General features: G+C 52.4%; 11 protein-coding genes. 1 reads left to right on the forward strand and 10 read right to left on the reverse strand.

The features are described 5' to 3' along the window. Window positions 1-138: 138 nt before the first annotated feature. Genes U9M73_RS07245 through U9M73_RS07255 form a run of 3 tightly spaced genes read right to left on the reverse strand, consistent with a single transcriptional unit; the run spans window position 139 to window position 4,573 of the window. Window positions 139-1,128 (reverse strand): substrate-binding domain-containing protein, encoded by a 990-nt coding sequence (locus tag U9M73_RS07245; protein ID WP_009225944.1) that lies wholly within the window; start codon window positions 1,126-1,128, stop codon window positions 139-141. Beyond that, entirely contained in the window at window positions 1,125-2,915 is a 1,791-nt protein-coding gene (locus tag U9M73_RS07250; RefSeq protein WP_009225943.1) for a sensor histidine kinase, read from the reverse strand. The genes U9M73_RS07245 and U9M73_RS07250 overlap by 4 nt, the downstream gene beginning before the upstream one ends. Continuing rightward, entirely contained in the window at window positions 2,912-4,573 is a 1,662-nt protein-coding gene (locus U9M73_RS07255; RefSeq protein WP_323076662.1) for a response regulator, read from the reverse strand. Before U9M73_RS07255 ends, U9M73_RS07250 begins: the two co-directional genes overlap by 4 nt. 213 nt (window positions 4,574-4,786) lie before the next feature. On the opposite strand from U9M73_RS07255, the gene U9M73_RS07260 reads away from it, so the two are divergent. Next, window positions 4,787-5,377, forward strand: a complete 591-nt coding sequence (locus U9M73_RS07260) for a C40 family peptidase (protein WP_036645887.1) — start codon at window positions 4,787-4,789, stop codon at window positions 5,375-5,377. A 251-nt stretch (window positions 5,378-5,628) separates the two neighbouring features. Here U9M73_RS07260 and U9M73_RS07265 read toward each other — a convergent pair whose 3' ends face one another. The 7 genes from U9M73_RS07265 to U9M73_RS07295 all read right to left on the reverse strand — a co-directional run bounded on the left by U9M73_RS07265 (window position 5,629) and on the right by U9M73_RS07295 (window position 13,343). Next, complete coding sequence (locus U9M73_RS07265) at window positions 5,629-6,333, reverse strand: ABC transporter ATP-binding protein (RefSeq protein ID WP_260070749.1); 705 nt, start codon at window positions 6,331-6,333, stop codon at window positions 5,629-5,631. After that, window positions 6,330-7,139, reverse strand: a complete 810-nt coding sequence (locus tag U9M73_RS07270; protein ID WP_009225939.1) for an ABC transporter ATP-binding protein — start codon at window positions 7,137-7,139, stop codon at window positions 6,330-6,332. The genes U9M73_RS07265 and U9M73_RS07270 overlap by 4 nt, the downstream gene beginning before the upstream one ends. Next, entirely contained in the window at window positions 7,136-8,431 is a 1,296-nt protein-coding gene (locus U9M73_RS07275) for a branched-chain amino acid ABC transporter permease (protein ID WP_323076667.1), read from the reverse strand. The genes U9M73_RS07270 and U9M73_RS07275 overlap by 4 nt, the downstream gene beginning before the upstream one ends. Before the next feature lie 10 nt (window positions 8,432-8,441). Continuing rightward, window positions 8,442-9,425: a branched-chain amino acid ABC transporter permease gene (locus U9M73_RS07280; protein WP_323076668.1), complete on the reverse strand. Its 984-nt coding sequence runs from the start codon at window positions 9,423-9,425 to the stop codon at window positions 8,442-8,444. A gap of 37 nt (window positions 9,426-9,462) precedes the next feature. Then, window positions 9,463-10,677, reverse strand: a complete 1,215-nt coding sequence (locus U9M73_RS07285; protein WP_323076669.1) for a branched-chain amino acid ABC transporter substrate-binding protein — start codon at window positions 10,675-10,677, stop codon at window positions 9,463-9,465. 300 nt (window positions 10,678-10,977) lie between these two features. Beyond that, the gene (locus U9M73_RS07290) at window positions 10,978-11,433 is read right to left on the reverse strand and encodes a GNAT family N-acetyltransferase (RefSeq protein WP_036645881.1); all 456 of its coding nucleotides are present in this window, start codon (window positions 11,431-11,433) and stop codon (window positions 10,978-10,980) included. Between the two features lie 116 nt (window positions 11,434-11,549). Beyond that, window positions 11,550-13,343 (reverse strand): ABC transporter ATP-binding protein, encoded by a 1,794-nt coding sequence (locus U9M73_RS07295; RefSeq protein ID WP_323079084.1) that lies wholly within the window; start codon window positions 13,341-13,343, stop codon window positions 11,550-11,552. Window positions 13,344-13,365 lie beyond the last annotated feature (22 nt).

The raw sequence follows: 13,365 nt of genomic DNA on the forward strand, positions 1-13,365 counted from the left end.
AAATATCTAAATCCTTATATCGATAGTCGCAAAAAAACATCAAACAGCAAGCGCCCCGGATTCCCGGTAACCACTTGCTGTTTGCTCGTCCCAGCTTCAACTCTAGAACAACTTGGCTACGCCAACCGTCCACTTCACTCATTTCACGAACGGAAACAGAAGCTTCTGGTTTTCAGGCCACAGCATATTATTCAGGTCGATCAGCTTCGTATCCGTTGGGATTCGATCCTCAAGCTTCTCGCCGCGGGCCGCCTGGACAGCGGCAGCAACCGCCATGTACCCGTTGTTGAACGGGTTCTGTACGACCATCGCCTGCACCTTTTCCTCCTGCAGGAGTTCAAGCATCTCCGGCGGATTATCGAAGGCGATCATCTTCACCTTGCCGCCGTATCCAAGCTCGTCGACGGCCCGGCCTGCGCCAATCGAAGATTCGGCGCTTAGTGAAACGATGCCGTTCAGATTCGGGAACCGCTTCAGCATATCCGCCGTCAGCTTGTAGGCGAGATACTCGTCCGACCCGCAATACTGAATATCGACGACATGGACATCGGGAAAGCGTGCGACGTAATCAAGGAAGCCTTCCTCACGCTGGTTGGCGTTACGGGCGCCTTTCACAAAATTAATAATCCCGATTTCGCTCACAGGCCCGGTGAGATCGACCAAGCGTTCGGCCGCTTTCTGGCCGGCCTCGTAATTGTTTGTCCCCACGAACGTCTTTACCTTGGTGGAAGCGACCTCCGAATCCATTGAAATGACCGGGATGTCGTAATAGGATGTCCGGTCCGTCACCTGCCCCAGCGCTTCATAGTCGGAAGCCGCCAGGATGATGGCGTCCGGACGCCGCTCAATCGCCTCTTCCATCAGGCGAATTTGGCCTTCGACATCGTTTTCGTTCTCCGGGGCGACAAAATTCAACCGGACATTAAACTCCTTGGCCGCGACCTCCGCCCCCAGCTTGGTCGTTTTCCAATAATCGCCGCGATCCATCTTGACGATCATGTCCACGTCGTAAATTTGCTGATGATCCGCCCCGCTCCCGGGACCTCCGCAGGAGGACAGCAAAGTGATCAGCGCTCCTGCCATCAACAGAATGCCAGCTCGATAGATGCACTTCGGCAACCGCTTCATGACTGCATCCCGCCTTGTTCCAGACTTTCCGGCTGTACAGCCGGGATCGTAATCGTGACCGTCGTGCCTTCCTCCGGTTCACTTTCGAAATGAAGCCCGTAACCAGGACCGTAATAGAGCGTGATGCGTTCCTGCACGTTTCGTACCCCCACCCCTGAGCCGCTTTCGCTGCGGATGTTTCCACTGAACAGCTTCTCCACCGTATCGGGAGACATGCCGATGCCGTTGTCACGGATCCGGAAGATCAGGTTTTCTCCTTCCAAACGGGCCTCGATGTCAATGAATCCTTGCTCGGCCGATTTTTCGATCCCGTGATGGATGGCATTTTCGACAAGCGGCTGCAAGATCAGCTTTAAGGTCGAGCATTTCAACGCAGCTTCATCCGCCCGTATCTCATACCGGAACTTGTTCTTGAACCGGATCGTTTGAATGATCAAATAATGCCGCACATGCTCCAACTCGTCCTGCACGCTGATGATATGTTTCCCCTTGCTCAAGCTGATCCGGAAAAACCGCGACAAGGACGTAATCGTCGTCACGACCTCCTCGTTCCGTCCCAGCTCGGCCAGCCGGGTGACCGAATTTAACGTGTTATAGAGAAAATGTGGGTTGATTTGCGACTGCAGCACATCCAGCTCACTCTTGCGTTTGGCTTCCTGCTCCTGGATGATCTGATCCATCAGCTCGCGGATCCGGCGCAGCATCAAGTTAAACCGTTTGGACAGCTGCTCCACCTCATAAGCGCCGCTAACATAGACATTTGTTCCGAAGTCTCCGCGTTCCACCATTTGAACCGAGCGTTCAAGCTTGCGAATCGGCTGCGAGATCCGGGCCGAAACATAAATGCTGATGAACAGAATGATGGCGATGGCCAGAGGTAAAAACCAGGACAAAAAGTCGCCAACTTCCCGTTTCGTCGTCAAAAATTCATCCGCATAAGCCACCCCAACGATTTTCCAGCCAGCTGGCTTTACGGTCTGAATTGTAATGATCCGCGGCTCCCCTTCCAACTCATCGTAATAACGGCCATACGAATAATTCAGCACCGGCTCCAGATTTTCATATTTCAACCCGGCATAAATGAGCTGTTGCTGCGGATGGTATACGATATTTCCCACGGCGTCTATGATGTACACGTACCCTTTTTTGCCTAAGCTGATCCGCCCGCTAAGTTCGTCGATGGTACGGAAGTTGATATCAATCACCAATACGCCTTGCTTCATCTGGCCTTGATCCCGGTAGTCCACGGTTTTGCTCATGGATACGACCCAGCGGTACTGCCATTTGAACAGGTTCTGAATATGCGGCGGAGTAAATTGCAGCTTCCCGGGATTCTGAACCGCAGATTCGAACCATAATTGCTCCTGCAGCCGTGTGTTTTGCCGCATCGGAAGCGTCGGCACGTTGCGCACCAGCTTCCCATCCTCGGTAAACAGCGCCATGGAGACCAGATCTTCGCGAGTACTGAGTACGGTCTGCAACTGTTCTCCAAGCTGATCGTTGGTGGGCAAGTTGGGGGAAACGGAGATTTTTTGCTCCACGAGGTCAAAAATATCCTGCATCCCGCTGACATACAGCTCCAGGTTGGAATGAACCTGTTCAATAATTTGCTCCAGGCTTAAGTAAACGTTCTCTTCCGCAACCTTAGAGAAGCGGTTGTATAGCAACGTCGTGACTAATACAACCGCCAATACGGTAACGGTAATCGAAGATAGAGAAATAAGCACCTGAATATTACGAACATGAAACCCTTGAAACAGACGCGTGAACGAACGCCACAACTTCATGAGCTTCTCGCTCCGATACGATATTCTTTCGGGGAGATGCCGAATTTTTTGCGGAAGCAGAAGCTGAAATAGTTCGGATCGGCAAACCCCACGCGCTCGGCGATCTCAAAAGCCTTCAGATCCGTCGTTGCCAGCAGGTCCTGCGCGGCATCCATCCGTACGCCCATCAGGTAATTGACAAAGGTCGTCTTCGTTTCTTTCTTGAAAATGTTACTGAAATACCCGGTACTGATATGGAGATGCTGACATACCTTAGCGATGGAAATATCATGGTCACCGTAATGCGCCAAAATATATTCCTTCGCCTCGTCCACCAGCTTGTTGTAGCTGGATTGCCGGTCCGTGGCGATGGATTGCTTCAGCTTCATGCATATATCCAGGAACCAGGCTTTTGCTTCATCGGCATGCGAAAATTTGACGAACTGTCCGAGAAATCCAGCCCCATCTCCAAACAATTTGTCGAGGTCAACACGGATGTCCTTGGCGACCTTGATCACTGCGGTCAACAACTCCAGCAAATACAATTGGAAGTCTTGATACGATGCTTTGCTGTCCGTTAATGCCTTGAACAGTTCCTCCAGAAGATTAACCAGCTCCTGGTCACTGCCAACCTTCAAGCAACGGACCAGCTCTTTCTCCTTCATCTCATCCAACGACAACGGGTCCGTTTGCCGCGATTCCACGTCCTCAATCCAAATCACTTTGTTTCCCCCGAGAATGACGCGGTAATCGAGTGCCTTCACCGCCTCTTCATAGGAGCCGGCAAGCTCGCTTAATTGCCCCACCTCAGAACCGGCGCCAATCGTCACCGTCAGCTTGAGGAAGCGCTCCACGCTAAAACGGATTTCTTCCAATAATTGCAGCGTTTGATCCGCAAGCGGTTTGTCCGCACCGGGTTCCCCTACGCTGAGCACCACCACCTCGTCATGATGGATGAATGCCCTGCCTTTCGGATGGAGCCGGACGATTTCCTCCGCAATGTTAAAGACAGCAAAAAGCTGCAGTTGGGTGTCATTCGTATCTTTCAGAGACAACGCTGTACCGTTACCGGGTTCGTGGCTTCCGTCTGATCCCCGCCAAGCTGGCGCGGAATCGATGCGGATCGCAGAAACCATGTATCGATCCCCGCTGAGGTCTAGATCATAATGCTCACATTTCTCACGAATTTCCGCTTCTTGCAGCCGCCGGGATACGAGTGAAGACAAAAATAGACTTTGCAGGATCGGCAGATTTTTACGGTAGTGCTCGGTCAGCAGCTGCACATTTTCCTTCGCAGCCACTTCCTCGTCGAGCTGCAGCTTCACCTTACGTAAAATTTCGGCCAATTCTCCTGCCGAAAACGGTTTCAAAACATATTCATCGATTCCCAGTCGGATGGCCTTCTGTGCATATTCAAATTCCTCGTATCCGGTTAATATGATGATCTTCGTTGCCGGATACCGTTCACGGATCCACTCGGAGAGCTGCAATCCGTTCATAAACGGCATTTGAATATCCGTCACCACAACGTCCGGCGCATGCTTCTCCACGAGCTCAACCGCTTCCTTGCCGTTCTCCGCCGTCTCTTGGACGACGTAACCGAGACCTTCCCAATCGATTAGGCCTAATAGGCCTTCCCGCACATCTTCTTCATCATCGGCTAAGATCAATTTATACATCGATGGACCATCCTCTTCCATGCCCTGATTTCCCCCCGATTTTAACGTATCGGTCCGCAAAAGTAAATTACGGATCACACGGAGCGGCTAGAAGGAACCAAGACCTTAGTCTAGTTTGTTTTCCGCCTTCGGTCCGTTTTGGGATTCCCATAATCCAAGTACCATGTTAATATTCAATGGAACTATCATCAACAGTAAATGGTGGTCGAAATGATGAACAATGAGAAGAAAATTTATGTCCTGCTAAGCAATCCGACAACACTTGTGGCCAAAATGATCGGCCTATATACAAGAGCGCCTTACAATCATGCCTCGATCGCATTTGATCCCGAGCTGCGTGAGGTTTACAGCTTCGGGCGCAAACACCCTTTCATCCCTATCTTTGGCGGCTTCGTCAGAGAGGACATTCATTCCGGAGTATTCGAGAAAGCAACCTGCGCTGTATACAGCTGCAAGGTTAGCGCGGAGAATTACATGCGCATGCGAAATTTTGTGAAAACCTTCGAGGATAACGACGAGCTTTACACCTATAATTTCTTGGGACTCTTAGGGATCATCTTAAATATGGAGCTTGGCGGAAAAAATTCTTTCTTCTGTTCTCAGTTCGTCAGCCGGGTATTCCAAGAAGCCGGCGTCAACCTTCTGGAGAAATCCGCGGGATTAACAACGCCGTCCGATCTTTGCGGCTGTCCGCACCTCCAGCTCGAGTTCCGCGGGCGCCTCGATACGTACCGCGAGCGGTACTGCTATTCGCGCCGCACGGCAGCAGCATACGAGCAAAGCCGGTATTATGCGGCAAATTAATATTCGGCAAAACAAAAACCACGTAGTTTAGGCTACGTGGTTTAATCTGAATTCGGAAGGATTTTTTCGTTAGCCATAAGGTACTTACTCTCCGTGCTCCTTTGCAGGATTATCCCTTTTGATAAGGAGGGACTGTACTCTCTGTTTCTTCGCTCTCTTATTCTATCTAATCAGTTTTACATTCTCCTGATCCAATGGGATAATCGTGCAAAAAGTGTCCGGACAACGATAGGGATCGACCTGCAGCAGGGCTAAGCCAAATAAGCTTCCTTCACCTGCTCATTGGAGAGCAACAAATCGGCTTCGTCCTCCATCAGGATTTCTCCGGTTTGCATCACATAGCCGCGGTGCGCGATTTGCAGCGCTTGAAAAGCGTTTTGCTCGACGAGCAGCACGGTCATCCCCTCGCGGTTTAACTGCTGGATCATCTCGAAAATTTGCTCGACGATAATCGGAGCAAGCCCCATCGACGGTTCGTCCAACAACAGAATTTTTGGCTGCATCATCATGGCCCGGCCGATGGCCAGCATTTGCTGCTCCCCGCCGCTCATCGTCCCGCCCGTTTGCGCCATCCGTTCCCTAAGGCGCGGGAAATGGTCGAACACCCGCTCCATCCGCTGCTTGATCACCTTCTTGTCCCTCACGGAAAAAGCGCCCATCTCCAGATTCTCCTTCACCGTCAACCGCGGGAAGATCCGCCGTCCTTCCGGCACATGTGCGATCCCCGCCAACGCCGCTTGATGCGGGGGTAAGTTGGACATCTCCGTACCGTTAAAGCGGATGGTGCCGGTCGTGTTCACCTGGCCGCAAATCGCCTTGAGCGTCGTGGACTTACCGGCTCCGTTGGAGCCGATCAACGAAACGATCTCCCCTTCCTCTACGGTTAAGGATATGCCTTTTAAAGCTTCGATCGCTCCATAATAGGCGTGAACCTCTTTCAGCTCCAGCAAGCTCATGATATCACCTCGAATCGGACGGTTTCGCCGCTGCCTTGAACCGCGCTTTTGCCCAAATAAGCTTCAATCACTTTAGGGTGGGAACGAATATGATCCGGCCCGCCTTCCGCGATTTTCGTTCCGTAATCAAGCACCAGGATATGCTCGGATAACTCCATCACCAGCTTCATGTCATGCTCGATCAGGATGATCGTCATCCCCGTTTCCTCCTGAATGCGCCGGATCAAGCTGATCAACTCGGTTGTCTCGCGCGGGTTCATCCCGGCGGCTGGTTCGTCCAGGAGCAGCACTTTCGGCTTCGCCGCCAGCGCCCGGGCGATTTCGAGCCGCCGCTGCGCGCCGTACGGCAGGCTCGCCGCCTGTTCGTTCAGCAGCTCTTGCAGCCCGACGAACTCCAGCAAACGGTAAGCCTCTTGATGCACCTGTTCCTCCTCATGTCTGGCTCGGGGCAGCGAGAGCAGCGTACCGAAGATTCCTGTCTTCAGATGGGTATGCATGCCAACCATCACATTTTCCAGCACGGTCATGCTGCCAAACAGGCGGATATTTTGGAACGTCCGGGCGATTCCCAGACTGACGACCTGATGGGGCTTGACGCCAACGATAGACTCACCATCCAACTCAATCGCGCCTTCGTCCGGGGTATAAATGCCGGTGATCATGTTAAAAAAGGTCGTTTTCCCGGCGCCGTTTGGGCCAATTACAGCGGAAATTTTGCCGCGGGGAAACGCAAAGTCGACGCCTCCAACCGCCGTCAGTCCGCCAAAGCGCTTCACGAGCTTGCTTACCTTCAGAATCGTCGTCATTGGCTCACACCTCCGCTTTGTTGATTGGCCGGCGGCAAAGTGGATAACGTATTGCCGGAACGCTGCGCCTTAAGCCGCTCGGCATCCACCTTCTTGTTCTTGGCGGTGATCAAGCCGTTTGGCCTGAAGATGGCGACGAGTAACAGGATTACACCAAAGATCAGGCGTTGCATCTTGGAAGGCGAAATCGAGCTGGGAAGCTGGATGACTCCCTGCAGTGTCAACTGGTTTAACCAGTTGGTGAGCTCCGTCAGCACCTGTAAATTCAGAATTGTAACCAATGCCGCGCCGAGTATGACGCCAGGCACGCTGCCCATGCCGCCCAGCAGCACCATCACCAGAATCGTAATCGATTCAAGCAGCGTAAAGCTCGTCGGATCGATAAACGTTTGCTTCGCCGCAAACACCACTCCCATCATGCCGGAAAAGGAAGCGCCAATCGCAAAAGCAGTCAGTTTGGTGCGGATGAGCGGAATGCCCATCGATTGTGCGGCGATCTCGTTCTCCCGAATCGCCTTCCAAGCCCGTCCCAGCCGGGAATGCTCCAACCGTTTCACGCCGAAAATGACGATCGCCAATATAAAAAGGACGATAAAGTAAAACTGGTTCGGAAACGTAAAGGATAGACCAAACAAGCTCGGCGGCTGAATCGAGGCCAACCCCATCGCCCCGTTCGTAATATTCACCGGTTTATCCAAGTTGTTAAAAATAATCCGGATAATTTCCCCGAACCCAAGCGTAACGATCGCCAGATAGTCGCCCTTGACCCGCAGTACCGGCAAACCAAGCAGCAGCCCAAACAACGCAGCCATAAAGCCGCCAAGAACGATGAAGATCCAGAACGCGCCTCCAGGCAGCGGAAACAGCTGGCCGGAGATAAACTCGTTGGCCTGCGGCGTGGCAAAAATGGCGTACGTATAAGCTCCAACCGCGAAGAACGCAACAAAGCCAAGGTCGAGCAGTCCGGCGAATCCGACGACGATGTTCAGCCCTAACGCCATCGCGATGTAAATGCCGCACTGCGTAGCCACCTCCATATACGACTGATGGGCCGGGCCGCCGGAAGTAGCAAACGGAATGACCACCAGCAGCAGCGCCGCGCCAACCGCCCATTTGATCGAGGTTCGGAAGGTCGTCAAATACAGCAGCAGCAAGGAGCCAAGTAAGAGGAGAAAGGCGATTACCGATTTATTCGAAAAATATACGCTTGCCGCCGTAACAATGACAAACAGTGTAAATAACAAAGCTTGGGCAAGTTGGCTTTGGCCCAGCCAGAGCTTCAGTTGATTCATGGCAGATCACCTACACTTTCTCTTTCACGGCTTTGCCGAATAACCCTTCCGGCTTGAAAATGAGCACCGCGATCAGGATCAGAAAAGCGACGACGTCTTTATACTCCCCGCCCAGCGCGCCGCCTGTGATGACGGACAGGTTCGCGGACGAGAACATTTCCAGTACGCCAATGAACAATCCGCCAAACATGGCACCCCGGATATTGCCAATGCCGCCAAGTACCGCTGCGGTGAAGGCCTTCATCCCCAGGATAAACCCGATATATGGATCGATGGTGCCATACTGCTGGGCGAACAGAACGCCGGTCCCGCCGCCAAGCGCCGATCCGATAAAGAAAGTCAGCGCAATCACCTTATTGACATTAATGGACATCAGCGACGCCGTCTCCCGGTCCTGGGCTACCGCCCGCATGGCGGTTCCCCACTTGGTACGGTTTACGAAAAAATCAAGCCCCGCCATCAGAACGACGGCCACCGCCACAACAATGATCGTATTCGACTTTAGAAAGGCGTCGTCAAACCCGCTCCATAAGGAGGATGCGCCTAGCTTCAGATTTTCCCCGTAAAGTGAAATGCCGGTAACGATAAAATTTCCGGTACGGAGATCCGCGATAAATCGGACGATGTCCTGCAGCAGAAAGGATACCCCGATCGCTGAAATCAATGAGATGAGCTTGGGAGCCCGGCGGAGCGGGCGATAAGCCACCCGCTCGATACCGATCCCCAGCAACCCGGTTGACAGCATCGCCATCGCCAGGATCAGAAAATAAGCAAGTGCGGCGGGCAGCCCGCTGAGCCAACCGGCCGAGTTCATCGTCAGCAAGACTGCGGTGCCCACAAACGCGCCGGTCATAAAGATTTCCCCATGCGCGAAATTAATAAATTCGAGTATGCCGTAGACCATCGTATAGCCGATGGCCACCACCGCGTAGACTGCACCTAACGTTAATCCGTCCACCAAAACCTGGGGGAGTGTTTGCAGGATCATATCCATTTGTCCTTACCCCTTCTGCGTTATTGCCGTTCGTCGATTACTTCGGCTGTTCGATTTCGGATACCATCGTGCCAGGATAAGTTGGTGAATCGAATTTATAAATGAAGACCTTGGCATATTCGTTATCGCCTTTGTCGTCAAAGCTGACTTTCGTGGCGATGCCTTCGAAATCGGTTGTCGCCCGGACCGCATCACGGACCTGTTCACGGGTTGGCAGTTTGCCGCCGTTGTCTTCGATCGCTTTTTTCACAGCATTCAAAATAATATTCATCGAATCATAGGCATAAGCGGAGTAGTTCTCCACGGATTTGCCAAACTTCGCTTGATATTTGTCTGCCCAGTCCTTGTTGGATTTCGTAACGTCTGTAGACACGGAGCTGTACGCGACTTCCGTCAGCTTGTCACCGGCGATGTCCACCATCCCCGAGGAATCGAGCGCATCCCCGCCCATGATCGGCACCGTAATCCCCTTCTCCCGGGCCTGTTTAACAATCAATCCGGCCTCGGCATACATCCCGCCGAAGAAGATGAAGTCCGGCTTCTTGCTGAGCACCTGGTTCAGCACGCCGTTAAAGTCCTTCTCACCCACCGTGATCCCTTCGTATCCGGCGATCGTCGCCCCCAGCTCTTCAGCCGAGCTGAGGAAGGCATCGGCCAACCCTTGGCCATAAGCCGTTTTATCTTGGATCACAAAAATATTTTTCGCACCCACCGTCTTCACGGCATATTCGGCACCCGCTGGTCCCTGGAAGTCGTCGCGAGCGACAATGCGGTTGGCGATCTTCAGCTTCCGGTCGGTAAAGTCCGTTGCCGTACTGGCCGGGGACACCATCGGAATACTATATTTCTCATAGACGACCGAGCTCGGAATCGATACCCCGGAGTTCAAATGCCCAAGCACCGCCAATACCGCTTGATCCGCGCCGATCAATTCGGCGTTGGCGACGCCTTTCTTCGAATCGCCTTGGTCATCGTAAGGAACGAACTGCAGATCAAATCCCAGGTCCTTAAACTCAGCCTGACGCTCCTCCAGCGCCATCTGCCCCCCAAGCTTAATCGATTCCCCTTGAATGGCCGAGCCCCCGGATAACGGGGATTGCGAGGCGATCTTAATGACCGTAAGTCCCCCTCCAGCAGCGCTGGTATTTCCAGCTGCCGGTTTTGCCGCGTTGCCGGACGAATTACACGCCGAGAGCAACCCGATCATTAAACAAGCGCTAACCAGCCAGGCAATTCTTTTTTTCCCCTTCATACACATCCTCCTCAGATCAATCTTGTTCTAGGGCTTCGCCCCATTTATGTCATGTATAAGTCACTTTGTCTAACATAAATCACTTATTATTCCGTTACTTATGTTAGTATTAGTGACATCTGAAATCACCTTACTCCCTCGACTACGTAAAACTACAGTTTCCAACTTGTTCTCCAGCCAAGAAAGTAAAATAAATTTACACAGATGTCTCCCGCCTTCCCTGCAAAACACAAAAAAGCCCCGCCCTTCAAAAGGGCGGAGCTATATCGCGTACAACGCAGTTTGATTTAATTTCTCAGCTTAGTTCAACGGCTTATTCATTCGGTAGCCGGTGCATCTGAAGCCGCAATGTTCATAGAACGCTTTAGCGGACAGATGGTTCTCGCGGGCTGTAGATAATACCAGATCTGTGCTGCCCCGTTCACGGGCCCACATCTCCGCCGCTTCGATCAACCGTCTTCCGATCCCTGTGCCGCGGTGTTTCTCGTCAACGACCAATGCCGTAATCCGGGTTACCGGTCTACTCATGTCATGCGTCTGAAGCTGCTTAAGAAAAGCTGTCCCAACGATCACGCCGTCTAGTTCCGCAACCAGGTTGCCTAGCAACAGCTGGCCTTCCAACATCTCTAAACGTTCCTTTAATACACTGGCCGTCATCGGATAACGCAGTTGACGCATTAAAGGAAGCATGTGTTGAACATCGTCGCAACAAGCCTTGCGAATGACCAAAGCCGGAGCTAACGCCTCACTACTCAATTGGACCAAACCACCTTTAATAAATTTGCCGTTTTAGTATCCTATTCTATTTTCCGGCTTTACGGGCAAGATTGCAATAGTTCTAATTAAATATCTAAATATTTTTCGATAAAAAGTTACAAATACCGAAATTGTGCTTGGACCAAGCCGTAATAGATTCCCTTTCGTTCCATCAATTCCCGGTGAGTGCCCGATTCTCTAATCTCACCATGATCCAGCACGACGATTTTGTCAGCACTTCGGATGGTGGAGAGCCGGTGAGCTACGATAAACGACGTTCTCCCTTTGAGCAGCACCTTCAGCGCTTCCTGGATCTTGAGCTCCGTTTCCGTATCGATGCTGGCCGTTGCCTCGTCAAGGATCAGAATCCGCGGATTAACCAGCAACGCCCGGGCAAAAGATAGCAGTTGGCGTTGACCCATGGACAGCACATTGCCTCGTTCCTCCACCTCGGTATCGTAACCGTTTGGCAGTTTCACGATAAAATCGTGGGCATTCACTGCCTTAGCCGCTGCTTCCACTTCCTCGTCGGTGGCCTCCAATCGGCCAAAACGAATATTCTCCCGAATCGTTCCCGAGAAAATAAACGTATCCTGGAGCACTACGCCAATTTGACTGCGGAGGCTTTGGACCGTCACGTCGCGGATGTCATGACCATCGATGACAACCGATCCGCCGCTAGGATCGTAAAACCGGCTGAGCAGGTTGATGATCGTGCTTTTCCCTGAGCCGGTGTGGCCAACGAGGGCGATCGACTGGCCGGGTTGTACCTCCAGGTCAATGCCTTTTAAGGCAGGGCGTCCTTGTTCATATTCAAAGACGACGTGGTTAAAGCGGATCTCGCCCGTAATCACCGGCAGCGGCTTGGCTCCCGGCTTATCGGCGATATTCGGCTCCTCATCGATAAATTCGAAGATCCGTTCAGAGGAGGCCATCGCCACCAGGAGTTGGTTGTACATTTGTCCCAGGCGGTTGATCGGGTCCCAGAAATTACCCACATAGTTGCTGAACGCCACCAACAGACCAATCGTCAGTTCACCGGACTGAATCAGGTAGACGCCTAGTACAAACAAGACAAACGTGCCGATCCCCCCGGTGATTTCGATTAAGGGGCCAAACGCCTGGTTCATCGCTGACGCTTTATCCCACGATTTCTTGTTGCTCAGGTTCATCGAATCGAAGTACCGCATATTCTCCCGCTCTTGTGTGTAAGCCTGAGTTACGCGAATCCCCTGAATCGACTCGTTCAAATGGGAGTTAATCCGCGAGTTCTTCATGCGGACTTCCTGCCAGGCCATCCGGATTTTTTGCCGCAGTTTGGTGGAGATCAGGAACATGATCGGGACGGTGACCATCACCGCCAGCCCGAGCTTCCAGTTGATCAACAGCAAAATCACGACGATCCCGGCCAGCTGCACGCAATCGATCATCAGGTTGACGACCCCGTTGGTGAACAGATCCTGCAGGGAATTGACGTCATTGGTGACCCGTACCAGCACCGAGCCGGCCGGACGTTTGTCAAAGAAGTTAAACGAGAGCTTCTGAATATGCTTAAACAAATCGGCGCGCAAATCATAGATGACCCTCTGCCCGATGATATTCGTGAACTTGATCCGGTAAACGCCGGAAGCCCATTGGATGAGGTACAGGACAAGGACGGAGGCGGTGATGCCGTACAGCAGCGATAAGTTGGTCTGACCGTTCGCCGGTGCGATCGCGCGGTCGATGGCCAGACTCGTCAAGTAAGGTACGGCCAGCTTCGTCACAGTACCAAGCACCGTCATCAGGATGATCAAAGGCAGCATCTGCTTGGCATACGGCTTCATATAAGCAAAGAGCCGGCGGAATTGCTGCCAGTCAAAGGCTTTGTCAATCAGCTCATCGTCCTGGTACACAAACCGCTCTTCGATTTTGCCAAGGCCGGCATCCTTG

This window comes from Paenibacillus phoenicis (genome assembly GCF_034718895.1).
GTDB lineage: Bacteria > Bacillota > Bacilli > Paenibacillales > Paenibacillaceae > Fontibacillus > Fontibacillus phoenicis.